The sequence below is a fragment of the Acinetobacter sp. LipI_19 genome, assembly GCF_058242925.1.
Genome location: NZ_JBZAYK010000001.1, coordinates 1,071,364 through 1,086,424 on the forward strand (window position 1 = coordinate 1,071,364; position 15,061 = coordinate 1,086,424).

A 15,061-nucleotide genomic window follows, 5' to 3' on the forward strand; every position below is an offset into this window, starting at 1 on the left:
GCTAATACAAGCATCAATCGGAAAGTACTCAGTGAGTTTTAATGATAAAATTGCGCCCAATGATAGCAATATGCTTATAACCCTGATTTTCTAAGAATTGATAAGCATTATGTGTATCTCGCCACCAATCCTCTGTAGTGTAAGTGAGAAACTCATCAATCGTTAAACCATGTCCAGCGTAGCTAGGTGCATAGCAAGTGTAGCCATTTTGATGCAGAAATTTTGCCAAGGCCCTCATATCTTGAACGGTACTGGTATATGCATGTAATATCAGTACCGCCCGCTGAGAGGCTTTTAAAAACAGAGGCTTAAGTTGGCGCAGTTTTAACATTGTGAGGACAATAATCGTGATTGCTTAAAAATTATCTTTCAATGCGCGAATACGTGCAAATTCTTCAGCACTTTCGACACGTAAAAAAGGATTGGTTTCAAGCTCAAGTTCAATGGTACTGGGCAATGTGATTTGCCCATGTTCACGAAGCAGTTGGATCTCTTCGGCACGTTGTTGTATTGCTCGGTTCTCTGGTTCGATATGCAAAGCAAATTGTGCATTAGAAAGGGTATATTCATGTGTACAGTAAACTTTGGTTCTTGGTGGTAAAGCGGCGAGGCGATTGAGAGAGTGATAAAATTGTTCAGCAGTTCCTTCAAACATACGTCCACAACCCATAGCAAAAAGGGTATCACCACAGAAAACACTGTCTAATTCATCAATAAAATAAACGACATGTCCTAGGGTATGACCTGGTACTGCGATAATGTCGATGTTTAATCCATGAAATTCAAATTGATCATCGTGTTGTAGTGGGTAGGTAATAAAAGGAATGTGACTCAGTTCAGCGCGCGGCCCATAAACAGGAATATTATGGTCTGCGATCAATTCTGGAACACCACCAATATGGTCTTTATGCCAGTGTGTGAGCCAAATTTGTTTTAAATTCAGCTGATGTTCAAGGCAATAATTTTCAACGAGTGATGCTTCAGTGGGATCAATTGCAACGATATCATGGCTTTGACTTTCTTCGATCAGCCAAATATAGTTTTGTAATTGATTTTTTACATCTATGACGTGAATTTTAAATTGCATCGTTTAATTCCATGAATATGCTGACACAAATTTAATAGCAAAATCAGGCTATAGACAAGTTAGAAAGCTGATTACAGTCTTTTTTATGTGAAAACATATGTAATTCGATAGTGCGACATGTTATTTGCTTAAACAAATAAGTCATATGGTAGGTTATTCTTTTAGAGAATAGCATATAGATCAATATGCTATTCTCAATAAAACTTAACAGGCCATCCCTTGGTTGATTTCTAATTTGCTTAGTTTGCCATTTTTAAAATTAAAATTGACGTAGGCGAGATAGCCCGCTTCAAACTCAGCAGGATTTTTTAAAAACTCTTTGGCTTCCGATGCCGTTAAAATTAAAACACTGGTGCCAGTTTTGGCGCTGTTTGGGAAGTCTTTTTTAAATTGATTGATGCTATATAGATTAGTGATGGGTTTATTGTTAATCAGGATTGTATCTGTGATTGCTGGTGCATTTGTCCAAGAAAGCCAAACCCGTCCTTTGGTTGTGCCAAGTTGTTGAAAATTATTTTTGGTTTTATAGAAGGAGTTAGACTTAATCTGTGGATTGTCTTCACTATAAATTTCAAACATCAGTTTTTTCCCTGATGCAGTAGAGCTTGAATATTCATAGTTCCCACTACATTCAGAAAATGCTTTTATAGTTTTTTGAGAGGTGTTTCCGAGCAATTTTTCAATTTGCGTTGCACTTAGCGCTTGGTTGAGCTCTACACCATTGACTTTTACTGTGGTGGTGTAATCGTCTGAAGCTTGTGCAAAACTACAAATAGGTAGCAAAAGGAGTAGTGAGGTGACTGTTTGAGTAAAATTATTCATTTCAAATATTTCTTAAGTTTTCTATAACTTAATCAGTTCTGAAGGATTGATCAAGAGCAGATGATTAAATGAGTAGAATTAAATAGGATCTACAAACTTTTATAAAGATTTATATCTTGTAGCTAACTAAAAAAATACCCTCAACAAGGAGGGTATGATTTTAGAAGTAAGAAGAATTGAAAATGAGATGCAAAGATTATCGAAGCTTAGATAACCAATTTCCAAGACTCTGTACAATTTGTACAAGGATCAATAAGACAATCACAGTGAGATAAACCACACTTTGATCGAAACGTTGATAACCATAAGAAATTGCTAAATCACCAATACCGCCAGCGCCTACAGCACCCGCCATCGCTGTTGCACCAATCAAGCTAATGGTTGCTGTGGTAAGGCTCAGGATGAGTGAGCTACGAGATTCAGGGATAATAAATTTAAAAATAATCTGCCAAGGCGATGCACCCATTGCTTGTGCAGACTCAATAATCCCTTCATTCACTTCAAGCAATGATGTTTCTACAAGACGACCAATATAAGGACCAACATAAATGGTCAACGGTACAATCGCTGCCCAAGTACCAATAGTTGTACCCACGATCGCTTTGGTGAGTGGGAAAACCGCAATCAACAGGATAATGAAGGGTAGGGAACGTAGCGCATTGACGATAGGATTTAAAATCTGATAAACAGCGCGATTGGGTAAAATGCCATTAGGGCGAGTAACCAGCAAGGTAATTGCTTGAACAAAGCCCCAAATGGTACCAAACAGCATTGCAAAAATGACCATTTGGATGGTTTCTTGCATCGCTGTAACAAACTGGTCAATGCTTAAAGAGCTTTTCCAAAATGGTGCTGTGAGCGTAGTGAGCCATTGTACAATGAGTTCTCTCATAGTCTAACTCCTGACTGTTCCACCTTGACCCCATTTTTTTCAAAGAAATTTATGGTTTGGCGAATGCTTTCGGTATCTCCCAAAAGTTGTATAAACATTTGACCGATCACTGAACCATTAATTTCAGTCATATTGGCAAATAAAATATTTAAGCTGACATCAAATTGCTTAATTGCTGCTTGTACCACAGTTTCTTGCGCTGAAGTCCCCAAAAATTGCAGACTATAAATACTTTTATGATTTTGATTTTCGAGATTGTTTAAGATATTAACAGGGAGTTGTTGCTGTAAAACGGTTTGAATAAAGTTTTTAGTCGTGGGGTGTTGCGGTTGACTAAAAATTTCTAAGGTAGAACCTGTTTCAATCACTTTGCCTTGTTCCATGACGGCAACAAAATCACAAACAGATTCGATCACATCCATTTCATGCGTAACCATGACAATGGTAATCCCTTGCTCTTGATTAATCTTTTTAAGCAAAGCGAGAACAGATTTCGTGGTTTGTGGATCAAGTGCAGAGGTTGCTTCATCACAAAGTAAAATTTTGGGGTGGTTGGCCAAGGCGCGTGCGATACCGACACGTTGCTTTTGTCCTCCCGAGAGTTCGTCTGGAAAAGCATCTTTTTTATGCTTTAGATCAATGAACTCAAGTAACTCATTTAAACGTTTTTCACGTTGGTCTTTACTGACACCAAGCAATTTTAACGGCATTTCAATATTGTCAGCTACAGTTTTGGTTTGTAGCAAATTGAAATGCTGAAAAATCATGCCTATATTTGCACGTTCTTGACGTAATGCACGTGCATCAAGTGCCGTAAAGTCTTTTTGATTAATGATGACTTGTCCTTGGTTAGGACGCTCAAGCAAGTTAATCAAACGGATTAAGGTACTTTTACCTGCACCACTATAGCCGATAATGCCAAAAATACTGCCCGCTGGAATCTCAAGATTAATCTGATCCAGTGCACGTATGGTTTGACCTTTCAACTCATAGTGTTTTGAAATGTTTTTAAATTCAATCATATCGTCAAAAACTATAGCAAAAAGAAAAAACAGGCAAATTCACTTTGCCTGTTTTATGAGGGCCTATAGACCTTTCATAAAAGAATGGTCAATTGACCTGATCCATTATAAAACTATTTTGATTCTGTAAGATAGCTTACAGGTTTATTCACATCAACTTTAGTTCCACCGAAGTGTTCTTGAACATATTTACCTACAGCAGGAACATGATATAACTCACCCACTTTTTTCAAGAGGGCATCGTCTTTACGTGCATCTGCAACAGCAAGTACGTTGACATTCATTTTGGTTGTTTGGTCAACTGGCTCATAATAAACTGAATCTTTAAGCACGTTTAAACCACCTTCCATTGCTAAAGTATTGCCTAAAACAATTGCATCAACTTCATCTTTAGCACGTACCGCAGTCGCCATTTGAATTGGTTTGATGACAATTTTCTTTGCATTTTCAGTAATATCAGCAGGTGTACCTTTGACTAAATCAAAACCATCTTTTAATTTGATGAGACCAGCAGATTGTAAAAGTAACAATGCGCGCGATTCATTTGCGCCATCATTTGGAATAGCAATAGTTGCACCATTGGCAAATTCTTCAACTTTTTTAACTTTACTAGAATAAATACCCATTGGCTCTAAATATGTTGTAGAGATTGGTGCAATTTTTTCTTTGTTTGATTGATTGAAAGCAACAAGATATGCATAAGATTGGAATGCATTGATATCGACTTCTTTGTTTGCCACAGCTGTATTCATTGCAACATAGTCAGTGAAGTTTTTAACTTCTAATTTAATTCCAGCTTGTTTTGTTTCTGGTAATGTTGCGATATAGCGCCAAATATCTGCATCTGAACCTGTAGAAGCCATGGTAACGACTTGTTCTTTACCTGCATCTGCTTGGGCAGCATCATTTTTTGGAGCTTCTTGTTTTCCACAAGCAGAAAGAGTGAGCACAGACGCGCTAAGTAAAACGCCAAACAGCTTTTTCATGAATAAGTCCTAAGTAGCAAATGCAGTAGAATTTTGTCCTTTGCATTCTCGATCATTTAAATCGAATTTTTAACATTTTGAAAATAAATAATGCGGTGACGTACTTGTCTGATTGCGCTATCTATATTCTTTACATTTGAGGATTAGCAGCCTGTTTTAAAAGAATTTTAATTGTTTAAAACAAACTCTAAAGATTTGTTTATCATATCAATAAATGAAAATTATACATAGTGGCTGCGTGTTGACATTGGGTGGTGATGTCGTTGCATGAATATCAATGTTTTTATTAATTTAATAAAGAAAACAAATGCTTTTGTTGAATGCTAAACGATAAATGATTAAATTTTATACTTATTCATAATATATAAATTTTTTAGGATTTATTATCTTTTTTTTGAATAAGTAAAATAATCTTAGATCTGCATCTATAGCAGTGCTCTGATAAGCGTTATTTCAAATTGTTAGGCGAAATAGGGGGATTTTATTCAAACAGTTATTGACATTGACACTACTGTCATACTTTAGCATGAAGATCTTATGTACATCAAAGAGATCAATAAATGAAATTAATCATCTTTTTTTTAAGCAGTTTGTTATTTCTAAATGCTGCATATGCTCAAAATAATGTTTATATCATTCATGGCTATGGTGCAAAGGTGGATGATCATTGGTTTGATTATCTTGAGGAAAATTTACAAGATAAAAATACTAAAGTTGTAAAGATCGCATTGCCGAACTCTAACAATCCAAAGCTTTTACAGTGGAAGCAAACCTTAAAAAATAATATTGCTCAAATTGATCAACATACATTTTTTGTTGCGCATAGTTTGGGGTGTATTACGCTGCTTGATTTCCTGTCTGAATTGGATTTTCAACAGATAGGTGGTGTTGTCTGTGTATCGGGATTTTCGAATAAATTGGTAGTACTACCTCAACTAGATTCATATATCACTGAAACGAATAAGGATTTTTCTTTTAAAAATAAAATATTAAATCGAAAAATGTTTATATCGAGTAATGATCAATATGTTCCAACTGATTTAAGTATCTCGTTGGCAGAAAAACTGGAGTTTCCATATGAGATTATTCCCAATGCTGGACATTTTCTAGCCAGTGATGGATATCGGGAATTTCCTCAATTATTAGATTGGCTTCAAATGGTCATTGGTGGTGTTGATGAGGTTGAGAGTTCTTATGATTCAAACTAAATTTTTACAACATCTTTATTATAAATTAAGTTGGATTAAGCTTTTCTATGAATAATCGTAAAGGCGACTGATACTTTACAATTACAAGCGTTTTTTGCTGAACTCATACTGTTTAGTTGTTTTGAGATAGTGGAAAGAAGAATTGACTAAGAGGATTTTTGAATAAAAGGCAAAGTTGATTTATTGGTTGTGGTTGATTTAATTTATTGATTTTTCATTTTATTTATTGTTTTTATTAGATTTTTTGTAATAAAAACTATTCATTTTTTTAAATTGTTATGTTTAAATCGAACATTCTTTAATCAAGATTAAATTAGAAAATAATAATGAAAGCATTAATTACAGTTGGTTGTAAGACTGATCATGGCGGAGTCATAATTTTAGGTGATGTTTCTTTTCTTGTGGAAGGTAAAGCAGTGCATCTAGATGGTATGACACACTTTTGTCCAAAATGTAAAGTTCAATCTAAGGCTATTGCTTCTAATCAAGGTTTTGTGATTGTTAGTGGTAAGAGTGCTGTAGCTGATGGTGATAGTTCAACTTGCGGTTCAAAATATTTAAAAATTTCAGATCTTGCTGTTATGAGTAATGGGGCTAGTGTTGAAATGAGTAATGCAGTGACAGCACCTTTAATGAAAAATAATTTTATTGAATATCAGAAAAATACTTATGATGAACAGTTACAATTGCAAGATATAAATGGTGAGCCTTATGCCAATCTTGAATATTTAGTTACTTTTGATGATGGCTCAACTTGTAAAGGTGTTACTGATGATAAAGGTAATACAAAAAGGTTGAAAACAAATGGTGCTGTAAAAATTATTTCTGTTGATTTAATCGTCAATAGTAGTTGGATTGAATCTTGTTTTTGCGGGGAATAGAGTATGGATTTTAAAATTGTCCCTGATTTACATTTGCCCGAAGTTCCTGGATTTAAATTACCTAATATGCCTGAAATACCTTCAGGTAAGTCAGTAATTAGATTTATCACAGATAATCTTATAACAAATACAATTGCAGACTCTAAAATAATTATTAGAGAAGATAAGTCTAAAAATTATCGGTCTTTAACATCAGGTGAGATAGCAATATGTCAAAAGATCTTTCGTGACTCAATCAACTATAAAAATGTCAAAGTTATTAATAGTGCAATTTTACCCAAACAGGATGTTCCTGTTACACCATATGGAAGTCCTCATTACCCTGATAATTTAACGGGTTCGGATGTATACCAGTCTGATTTTTCTAATCCAAAGTTTAAAGGTAATACAAATGTTGGTAATGGCCGTGATTTAACAATAGTATCAAGAATGACGTTTATTCATGAAATGACACATGTGTGGCAATACCAAAAAGGGCTTAATCTGAGTAAAAGAGGTATCATTTTACAACCTTTAGATAGGCTGATTCCTGATAGTATTTATGATGCATATTCTTATCAATTAAAATATGGCTCAAAATTTAATGATTTTAATTTTGAGCAACAAGCAACTATCGTTTCTGACTATTTTAGAATTCTATCAGGTTTTAATGAGGCTAATTTTAGTTCATATTGGAGAAAATATTCTAATCCATTTTGGAGGCAATATATTCAGGACTTAATGCTACCAATAATGAATAATCCTAAAGACTTTAAGCTCAAGGGGACTCTATTAGATAATCCAATGACTATAGCTTCTAATTTATATTTTATAGTGAGATAAAATGAAAAAAACAGCATTATTTTTATCTATTGTATTACTCTTGCTAAATGGTTGTAAGAAAAAATATGAAGATAACTTTGAATATAAGATAGTGAACAAAAAAATATGTGCTGTAAAGAATAGAGTAGTGGAGAAAGCAAATCATATAAATTGGTTATTTCTGGAGGTTCGGAATTCTTTGGGTGATGTTGTGAGTGGAAATTTGCAGGTTGATAAAAACACTAAAGAGTACCTTTTTTGCTCAGATTTGAATGAATTTAAAAAAGAGGTTGGAGAAGGGTTTATACAGTCAGATATTTCAATTGAATTAGATAATACTTCATCTGTACAAGAATATAATTTCAGGAATTATTCTTGTATTTTTGCAGACTCAGTAAAATTAAACTTATCTCAACGTGATTCATCTAAAAGCTGTACCTGAAAAAACCTAATATGTATGTACAAAGATATGAGTTTTATAATCTTTATTTAAACGTAAATTTTTGATCTGTTTGTCGTTGGAGATTTACCAAATAAAAAACCCGCCTAAGCGGGTTTTACAACTCAATCGAGTTTAAGCATTTTCACGAGCAATCGCACGGTAACCAATATCTTTGCGGTATTGGACACCATCAAAAGTCACTCTTTGGCAAAGTTCCAAGGCTTTTGCTTGCGCTTCACCAATTGTGTTGCCTAACGCTGTAACGCAAAGTACACGACCGCCAGCAGTCACTACATCACCATTGGCATTATTTGCTGTACCTGCATGGAAAACTTTAGCATCTGTCATTTGGGTATCTAAACCCAAAATCACGTCATCTTTGCTCGAAGTTTCAGGATAGCCTTTAGATGCAAGCACAATACCAACAGTTTTACGCTCATCCCATTCAGCTTCAGCGGGTAAGTTACCTGCAATACCAGCTTCTACTAAATCAACCAAAGAAGATTTTAAGCGCATCATGATCGGTTGAGTTTCAGGGTCACCAAAGCGGCAGTTAAACTCAATGACACGAGGTTGCCCTTGCTCATCAATCATCAAGCCAGCATACAAGAAACCAGTGTAAGTATGACCATCAGCTTTCATACCATCTACGGTTGGACGCATAACTTCTTTCATGACTCTGTCAAAAACATCTGCAGTCACTACAGGGGCAGGGGAATATGCACCCATACCACCCGTATTTGGACCTTGGTCAGCTTCAAAAATACGTTTATGGTCTTGTGAAGTTGCCATAGGAAGGATGTTGTCACCATCAATCATACATATGAAAGATGCTTCCTCACCATCAAGGAATTCTTCAATAACAACACGCGAACCTGCATCACCAAATTTATTGCCTGCAAGCATGTCATCAATTGCATCAAACGCTTCTTGATTGGTCATCGCTACAATGACGCCTTTACCCGCAGCAAGGCCGTCTGCCTTAATTACAATTGGTGCGCCATTTTTTTCTACGAATGCTTTGGCTGTTTCCACTTCGGTGAATACATCATAGAATGCTGTAGGAATGTGATGACGTTTTAAAAAGTGTTTGGCGAAAGCTTTAGAGCCTTCAAGTTGTGCTGCAAATTGGGTTGGCCCCCAAATTTTAAGGCCAGCTGCTCGTCCTGCATCAACTACCCCATTTACAAGCGGTGCTTCAGGACCAACAATAATGAGATCAACGGCATTATTTTTTGCAAAGTCGATAATGGCAGGGTTGTTGAGAATATCTAAAGCAACATTTTCACATTTATGTTCAGTTGCTGTACCCGCATTTCCTGGTGCAACAAAAACTTTAGTGACTTGATCGTCTTGCGCAATTTTCCATGCCAATGCATGTTCACGACCACCACTACCCAAAACTAATATGTTCATCTTATGTATCCTTTTTTAATCCCTCCCAACCTCCCTTTATACAGGATGGGGTATCACGAATTTAAAGAGTCCTGTAGTTCGTGACAAGTCCCTCTTATGAAAGAGGGACTTAGGGGGATTTTTAAATAATGATTTATGGTGAATTAGTGACGGAAATGACGCATACCCGTGAAGACCATTGCAATACCAGCTTCATCTGCTGCTGCAATTGTTTCTTCATCACGCATTGAACCACCCGGTTGGATAATACATTTGATACCTGCTTTTGCAGCATTATCAATGCCATCACGGAATGGGAAGAATGCATCAGATGCCATAACAGCACCTTCAACCACTAAACCTGCATGTTCAGCTTTGATCGCTGCGATACGTGCAGAGTTTACACGGCTCATTTGGCCAGCACCGACACCAATGGTTTGACGGCCTTTAGCATAAACAATAGCATTGGATTTAACGTATTTGGCAACTTTCCAAGCAAAGATTAAATCATCAATTTCTGCTTCAGTAGGAGCACGCTTAGTTACTACTTTAAGATCATCTTTGGTGATCATACCGAGGTCTTGGTCTTGAACCAATAAACCGCCATTGACACGTTTATAATCGTATTGTGAAGCACGTTCATCAATTTTAGGAAGTTCGCCACATACCAGTACACGAACGTTTTTCTTTGCGCCAGTCACTTCAAGTACACCATCGGCAATACTTGGTGCAATAATCACTTCAACAAATTGACGGTCAACAATTGCTTGAGCTGTAGCAACATCTAACTCACGGTTAAATGCAATGATGCCACCAAATGCTGATTCTGGATCAGTTGCATAAGCAAGATCGTATGCAGCCTTAAGACCATCTAACGATACTGCAACACCACATGGATTTGCATGTTTAACGATGACACACGCTGGTTTTGCAAATGATTTGACACATTCAAGTGCTGCATCTGTATCCGCGATATTGTTATAAGAAAGTTCTTTACCTTGTAACTGCTTAGCAGTTGAAACCGATGCTTCAGTTGCAGTCGATTCTACATAGAAAGCAGCGGATTGATGTGGATTTTCACCATAACGAAGATCTTGTACTTTATTTAACTGGGTATTGAAAGTACGGGCAAATTTGTCAGCTTGACCTTCTTCTTTACCAACACGTGCACCGAGGTAAGAAGCAATCATGCCGTCATACTGGGCAGTATGTTCAAATGCTTTAACCGCTAAATCGAAACGAGTCGCATAAGATAAAGCACCATCCGCTTTAAGTTCTGCAATTACAGTTTCATAATCAGTCGCATTTACGATGATCCCCACAGAAGCATGGTTCTTCGCAGCTGCACGAACCATTGTTGGGCCACCAATGTCAATATTTTCAATTGCATCTGCAAGCGAGCAGTCTGGTTTAGCAACAGTAGCAGCAAAAGGATAAAGGTTTACGACAACAAGATCGATTGCATCGATGTTGTGTTCAGCCATGACAGCTTCGTCTAGACCACGACGAGCCAAAATGCCTCCATGAATTTTAGGATGCAGTGTTTTTACACGACCATCCATCATTTCTGGGAAGCCTGTGTGCTCTGAAACTTCAACTACAGCCACATTGTTGTCTTTAAGCAACTTATATGTACCGCCAGTAGATAAAATTTCCACCCCAAGAGCAACAAGGTTCTGGGCAAATTCAACGATCCCGGTTTTATCAGAAACAGAGATTAAAGCGCGTTTAATAGTCATGATCTTCGTCAACAGTTTTTAAGTCTAGAGATTGAACAGGTAGGCAAAATATAGGTAAAAAAAATGCCCACGCAAGCCGTGAGCATTTTATCATTTATTCACTCATTAAACCGTGAGCTTTTAACTTTTTGCGTAAAGTGCCACGGTTCAGTCCGAGAATCTCAGCAGCGCGAGTCTGATTCCCGCGTGTGTATTCTAAGACAACAGATAAAAGAGGTTTCTCCATTTCTGCTAGCACCATGTCGTACACTTGTGATGGTTGCTCACCTTGCAATTGTGCAAAATAGTGACGAACTGCGCGATCTACGTGAATACGAAGAGCGACGTCAGATTGTGCAGTAAAAATAGGAGATTTGCTATTCATGCGAGTTAATCCGAAAATCAAAATATTACTTGGGTAAAGTAATATATAAATGTGGTCTAAAAAAATCTGAGCTCCGTTTTAGATCCTAAAACGGTTGGCTCTAAAACAAGAACAATTAGCTTGCCACAAATCGTCGAGTTGAGTGAAAAATAAGCGTAACAATAGATTAATATTTGTTACAACACTCTTTTAAACAAAAAAATGTTCTACTTGCGCGATATTGGATATAAAGCACATAACAAAACAGTATTTTTTTTGAAAAAATGCGAGGAGTTTGCAGGACAAAGCTTTCGTGGCGCGTATGATACCATTGTCTAAGAAAAAATGAGCAAGAAAACTACATTTTTTTTCATTTTTTTATAATTTTTTTTAATTTTAAGGGTGAATAATGTCTAATTGGTACTGATCAAAACTTTTTCTTGGCTCTGTAACAACAAATTTAAAAGGATATGGGCTATTTTGAGGAATACGCTTAATTCCAACTAAACTTTCAATCAGATATTGCTCAGGTGTAATCACATGCGTAGCTATGACCTTATTTTGAGTTTTTAAAGTTACTCTTATTAGGGGTAATTCTAAGCTTTTAGAATATTGGTTATTGAGTTGACCTGAAAATTGAGTCTCCTGTCTATCAAGTGCTTTAACTTTAAGGTGACTAATCACAATTTGTTTATAGCGTTGATCAACAGTATCACACTGTAAGATGGCACAGATTTGAGTAAAGACAGTATTCAAAAACGGATAACGATCAGTTAAGTTTGGATTAAACCAAAGGATTTGAAATAATAAAATGCTGAGTAGGGCAAGATTAATCATGCTCCACGCCAAATAGTAAAACTTACTTTTTGTTTTGATCAAATGTTGCCCGTGGTTATTTAAACCTTGTGATAGATTTAAGCTGGGAATGTTGTTGACTGGTTCATTGTTAAAATAATTCAAATTATTTAAATAAGTTCTTAAATCAATATTGGAGTTTTCAATTTTACGATTAAAAATATCTAAGACATTGGTTTCTATTTGACGTTTCGTCGTCATGAGGTTTTGTACCTCATTCTGCACTGGCGTATCAGGATTGCCCCTTGGTTGAGTAGGCTGGCTGTTTTGTAGATGAATTAATGCATTAAAATTATGTGAACATTTTGGACAACAAACCATACCCTGCGCAACGGTGAGTTGCGTAACTGATACTTTATAAATTGAAGCACAATTTGGGCATCGGGTTTGTTTTTCAGTCATAAATACTTATATTTTCATAGATTAAACAGCCTTACGTGACCCAGAAATTCTGCACCAGGTTTCTTCACGTTTCTCGACTTCTACTATATCAAAAAATTCAGAATAAATACTAGAAACATCAGTAACTTGCTCTTCAATTACGCCGGCAAGTGCGAACTCTCCCTCAGATTTAATCAAAGTTGAGAATTCTTCAGCAAGTGACATAAGAGGGCCTGCAAGAATATTTGCAACTAAAATATCGGCCTGTTGGTTTTTAAATTCTGCATTGAACTCTTCAGGTAATCCAACATAAAGATTTTCAAGAACACCATTCAGCTCAGCATTTTGCTTGGTCGCCAAGACAGCTTGTGGGTCGATATCTGTTGCATAGACTTTCTTTGCACCTAAAAGCAGTGCTGCAACACCTAGGATGCCTGAACCACAACCATAATCAATCACGACTTTATCTTTAACATCGGTTTTGCCTAACCATTGTAGACAAAGGAAAGTAGATGCATGGTTACCTGTACCAAATGCTAAGCCTGGGTCAAGTTTAATATTGACTGCATCCGCTTCTGGTGGTTCTATCCATTCAGGTACGATCCAATACTTTTCACCAATTTGAATTGGTTCATAGTAATCCATCCAAGAACGTTCCCATACTTGGTCTTCAAGAAATTCACTGCGCATCGGTTCAGTTGGGAGTTGGGTGCGAATAAATGTTTCTAGTGCTGTTACATCAATGTCTTCGCCTTCTTCTTGCGCGTAGATTCCAGTAACAATCACTTTATTCCATAGCGGAGTTTCGCCAGGGAGTGGTTCAAGCAAGTCTTGGTTTTCAGCATCATCTAATGTCACGCTGACTGCGCCTAAAGAACTTAACAAGGTTTCAGTAAAATCAACTTGAGCTTGTTCTACAGTAATATGAATTTGTAACCACTTCACGGCAAAGACCTAAATCGTTTTCTTAAAGGCAGTATTGTAGCCCAAACTTAGAAGTTACGCTTACATTCAGTAGCAAAATAAAAAATGGATGCTTAAGCATCCATTTTAGTTGAAGCACATGATGGCTTTATATCGCAGGTTCAGTTTCAGTTGCTGCATGTCTTGAAATTAACGCACCAAAAATAGCAGCGAAAATATACATAAAGATTGAGTAAACCGCGGCAGGCATTGCAACAGTAGAATTTGCGATTACAGTCAAAGCAATAGTCATAGCTAAGGTACTATTATGAATTCCGATCTCAAATGCGCATGCACGTGCTTGGGCGCTATTAATACCCAGTAATCTTGGCACAAAGTAACCAATAACTAGACTACAAATACAGAAAATCACCGTGGCTAGACCAACCTGCGTCAGGTACTCCATGATATGCGTACGTTCTTTGGTGATTGCTCCAATAATAATGAGAATTAAAAAAACCACTGAGAAAATTCGCAAAGGTTTACTTAATTTTTCAGTAAAGTGTGGCGCATAATTTCGAATGAGCATGCCAATACACACAGGAATTAAAATTATTGCAAAAACTTGCAGTATTTTACTGAATTGCATGGTGATTTGTTGACCATCATTCATAAAGTATTGTATAGAAAAGTTTACGATTAAAGGCAAGGTAAAGGCAGCAATGACCGAGTTAATTGCAGTTAAGGTAATATTGAGCGCAATATCACCTTTAAACAAATAACTAAATAGATTGGCAGTACTACCTCCTGGTGAAGCAGCAAGTAACATTAAACCAACGGCAAGCAAAGGTGGGAGTGCAAGTACTTTACAAATAATAAAAGCAATACCGACCAAAAGCACTAGCTGACAGAACAACGCAATCAATACGGCTTTAGGGTGTTTAGAAACTCGCGCAAAATCTTTTGGTGTAAGCTCTAAACCAAGTCCAATCATAATGATGGCGAGGGCGAGGGGAAGCATTATGGTAATAATCCCTGAATCCATAGTGTGATCCTTTTTGTTGTTTTACATTAATTAAATATGTGAATATTCCGTACTCAATTTGAGTGTAATCGAAAGGTGTGAAATTGAAAAATAAATTCTATGACTCGGAAATCTTCTTAGAAAAATAAGTTATGAATATCTGTTCATATACCCAATAACAATTCTTTCGTAGCAGATGTAAAGCATATGGTTGTTATATCAAGAAAGTCTGTGTACTCGAAATAAAAAAAGGTGACCCATTTTTAAATGGATCACCTTT

16 protein-coding genes are annotated in these 15,061 nt (G+C 36.4%); 4 read left to right on the plus strand and 12 right to left on the minus strand.

All coding sequences use genetic code 11. From position 1 onward, the window contains the following. Positions 1-28: 28 nt before the first annotated feature. The 6 genes from AC4CVF_RS05170 to AC4CVF_RS05195 form a co-directional block, all read right to left on the minus strand. Positions 29-331: an alpha/beta hydrolase gene (locus AC4CVF_RS05170; RefSeq protein ID WP_490789048.1), complete on the minus strand. Its 303-nt coding sequence runs from the start codon at positions 329-331 to the stop codon at positions 29-31. Between the two features lie 24 nt (positions 332-355). After that, positions 356-1,087 carry a hydroxyacylglutathione hydrolase gene (gene gloB / locus AC4CVF_RS05175; RefSeq protein ID WP_336954441.1) on the minus strand — a complete coding sequence of 244 codons (732 nt, stop codon included), beginning with the start codon at positions 1,085-1,087 and terminating at the stop codon, positions 356-358. Positions 1,088-1,291: 204 nt separating this feature from the next. Further along, positions 1,292-1,909 carry a hypothetical protein gene (locus AC4CVF_RS05180; protein ID WP_490789049.1) on the minus strand — a complete coding sequence of 206 codons (618 nt, stop codon included), beginning with the start codon at positions 1,907-1,909 and terminating at the stop codon, positions 1,292-1,294. A gap of 196 nt (positions 1,910-2,105) precedes the next feature. After that, positions 2,106-2,801 (minus strand): methionine ABC transporter permease, encoded by a 696-nt coding sequence (locus AC4CVF_RS05185; protein ID WP_004719300.1) that lies wholly within the window; start codon positions 2,799-2,801, stop codon positions 2,106-2,108. Beyond that, positions 2,798-3,823, minus strand: coding sequence for a methionine ABC transporter ATP-binding protein (locus AC4CVF_RS05190; protein WP_336954443.1), 1,026 nt, complete (start codon positions 3,821-3,823; stop codon positions 2,798-2,800). Before AC4CVF_RS05190 ends, AC4CVF_RS05185 begins: the two co-directional genes overlap by 4 nt. Positions 3,824-3,936: 113 nt before the next feature. Next, complete coding sequence (locus AC4CVF_RS05195; protein WP_056511959.1) at positions 3,937-4,809, minus strand: MetQ/NlpA family ABC transporter substrate-binding protein; 873 nt, start codon at positions 4,807-4,809, stop codon at positions 3,937-3,939. Between the two features lie 560 nt (positions 4,810-5,369). Between AC4CVF_RS05195 and AC4CVF_RS05200 the strand changes: the two genes are divergently transcribed. The 4 genes from AC4CVF_RS05200 to AC4CVF_RS05215 all read left to right on the plus strand — a co-directional run bounded on the left by AC4CVF_RS05200 (position 5,370) and on the right by AC4CVF_RS05215 (position 8,141). After that, a complete protein-coding gene (locus tag AC4CVF_RS05200) occupies positions 5,370-6,017 on the plus strand; it encodes an RBBP9/YdeN family alpha/beta hydrolase (protein WP_419359537.1) in 648 nt (215 codons plus the stop codon). Between the two features lie 326 nt (positions 6,018-6,343). Beyond that, positions 6,344-6,898 (plus strand): PAAR domain-containing protein, encoded by a 555-nt coding sequence (locus AC4CVF_RS05205; RefSeq protein WP_490789050.1) that lies wholly within the window; start codon positions 6,344-6,346, stop codon positions 6,896-6,898. A gap of 3 nt (positions 6,899-6,901) precedes the next feature. Next, on the plus strand, positions 6,902-7,720 hold the full coding sequence (locus AC4CVF_RS05210; RefSeq protein WP_483770884.1) for a hypothetical protein: 819 nt from the start codon (positions 6,902-6,904) through the stop codon (positions 7,718-7,720). A gap of 1 nt (position 7,721) precedes the next feature. Next, the gene (locus tag AC4CVF_RS05215; RefSeq protein ID WP_419327759.1) at positions 7,722-8,141 is read left to right on the plus strand and encodes a hypothetical protein; all 420 of its coding nucleotides are present in this window, start codon (positions 7,722-7,724) and stop codon (positions 8,139-8,141) included. 132 nt (positions 8,142-8,273) lie between these two features. Here AC4CVF_RS05215 and purD read toward each other — a convergent pair whose 3' ends face one another. The 6 genes from purD to AC4CVF_RS05245 form a co-directional block, all read right to left on the minus strand. Then, complete coding sequence (gene purD, locus AC4CVF_RS05220; RefSeq protein WP_336954445.1) at positions 8,274-9,557, minus strand: phosphoribosylamine--glycine ligase; 1,284 nt, start codon at positions 9,555-9,557, stop codon at positions 8,274-8,276. A gap of 143 nt (positions 9,558-9,700) precedes the next feature. Then, positions 9,701-11,275 (minus strand): bifunctional phosphoribosylaminoimidazolecarboxamide formyltransferase/IMP cyclohydrolase, encoded by a 1,575-nt coding sequence (gene purH, locus AC4CVF_RS05225; protein WP_004719305.1) that lies wholly within the window; start codon positions 11,273-11,275, stop codon positions 9,701-9,703. Between the two features lie 94 nt (positions 11,276-11,369). Continuing rightward, complete coding sequence (gene fis, locus AC4CVF_RS05230) at positions 11,370-11,639, minus strand: DNA-binding transcriptional regulator Fis (protein WP_001086304.1); 270 nt, start codon at positions 11,637-11,639, stop codon at positions 11,370-11,372. A 375-nt stretch (positions 11,640-12,014) separates the two neighbouring features. Next, on the minus strand, positions 12,015-12,875 hold the full coding sequence (locus AC4CVF_RS05235; protein ID WP_490789051.1) for a zinc-ribbon and DUF3426 domain-containing protein: 861 nt from the start codon (positions 12,873-12,875) through the stop codon (positions 12,015-12,017). Positions 12,876-12,896: 21 nt separating this feature from the next. Next, a complete protein-coding gene (prmA, locus tag AC4CVF_RS05240) occupies positions 12,897-13,799 on the minus strand; it encodes a 50S ribosomal protein L11 methyltransferase (RefSeq protein WP_336954450.1) in 903 nt (300 codons plus the stop codon). Between the two features lie 127 nt (positions 13,800-13,926). Beyond that, positions 13,927-14,802: a bile acid:sodium symporter family protein gene (locus AC4CVF_RS05245; protein WP_336954451.1), complete on the minus strand. Its 876-nt coding sequence runs from the start codon at positions 14,800-14,802 to the stop codon at positions 13,927-13,929. Positions 14,803-15,061: the final 259 nt, after the last annotated feature.

What these genes read in the sequence shown, in the direction of transcription:
- AC4CVF_RS05170 (WP_490789048.1), bottom strand. Translation starts at nt 331, where the DNA reads ATGTTAAAACTGCGCCAACTTAAGCCTCTGTTTTTAAAAGCCTCTCAG.
- gloB (WP_336954441.1), bottom strand. Translation starts at nt 1,087, where the DNA reads ATGCAATTTAAAATTCACGTCATAGATGTAAAAAATCAATTACAAAAC.
- AC4CVF_RS05180 (WP_490789049.1), bottom strand. Translation starts at nt 1,909, where the DNA reads ATGAATAATTTTACTCAAACAGTCACCTCACTACTCCTTTTGCTACCT.
- AC4CVF_RS05185 (WP_004719300.1), bottom strand. Translation starts at nt 2,801, where the DNA reads ATGAGAGAACTCATTGTACAATGGCTCACTACGCTCACAGCACCATTT.
- AC4CVF_RS05190 (WP_336954443.1), bottom strand. Translation starts at nt 3,823, where the DNA reads ATGATTGAATTTAAAAACATTTCAAAACACTATGAGTTGAAAGGTCAA.
- AC4CVF_RS05195 (WP_056511959.1), bottom strand. Translation starts at nt 4,809, where the DNA reads ATGAAAAAGCTGTTTGGCGTTTTACTTAGCGCGTCTGTGCTCACTCTT.
- AC4CVF_RS05200 (WP_419359537.1), top strand. Translation starts at nt 5,370, where the DNA reads ATGAAATTAATCATCTTTTTTTTAAGCAGTTTGTTATTTCTAAATGCT.
- AC4CVF_RS05205 (WP_490789050.1), top strand. Translation starts at nt 6,344, where the DNA reads ATGAAAGCATTAATTACAGTTGGTTGTAAGACTGATCATGGCGGAGTC.
- AC4CVF_RS05210 (WP_483770884.1), top strand. Translation starts at nt 6,902, where the DNA reads ATGGATTTTAAAATTGTCCCTGATTTACATTTGCCCGAAGTTCCTGGA.
- AC4CVF_RS05215 (WP_419327759.1), top strand. Translation starts at nt 7,722, where the DNA reads ATGAAAAAAACAGCATTATTTTTATCTATTGTATTACTCTTGCTAAAT.
- purD (WP_336954445.1), bottom strand. Translation starts at nt 9,557, where the DNA reads ATGAACATATTAGTTTTGGGTAGTGGTGGTCGTGAACATGCATTGGCA.
- purH (WP_004719305.1), bottom strand. Translation starts at nt 11,275, where the DNA reads ATGACTATTAAACGCGCTTTAATCTCTGTTTCTGATAAAACCGGGATC.
- fis (WP_001086304.1), bottom strand. Translation starts at nt 11,639, where the DNA reads ATGAATAGCAAATCTCCTATTTTTACTGCACAATCTGACGTCGCTCTT.
- AC4CVF_RS05235 (WP_490789051.1), bottom strand. Translation starts at nt 12,875, where the DNA reads ATGACTGAAAAACAAACCCGATGCCCAAATTGTGCTTCAATTTATAAA.
- AC4CVF_RS05245 (WP_336954451.1), bottom strand. Translation starts at nt 14,802, where the DNA reads ATGGATTCAGGGATTATTACCATAATGCTTCCCCTCGCCCTCGCCATC.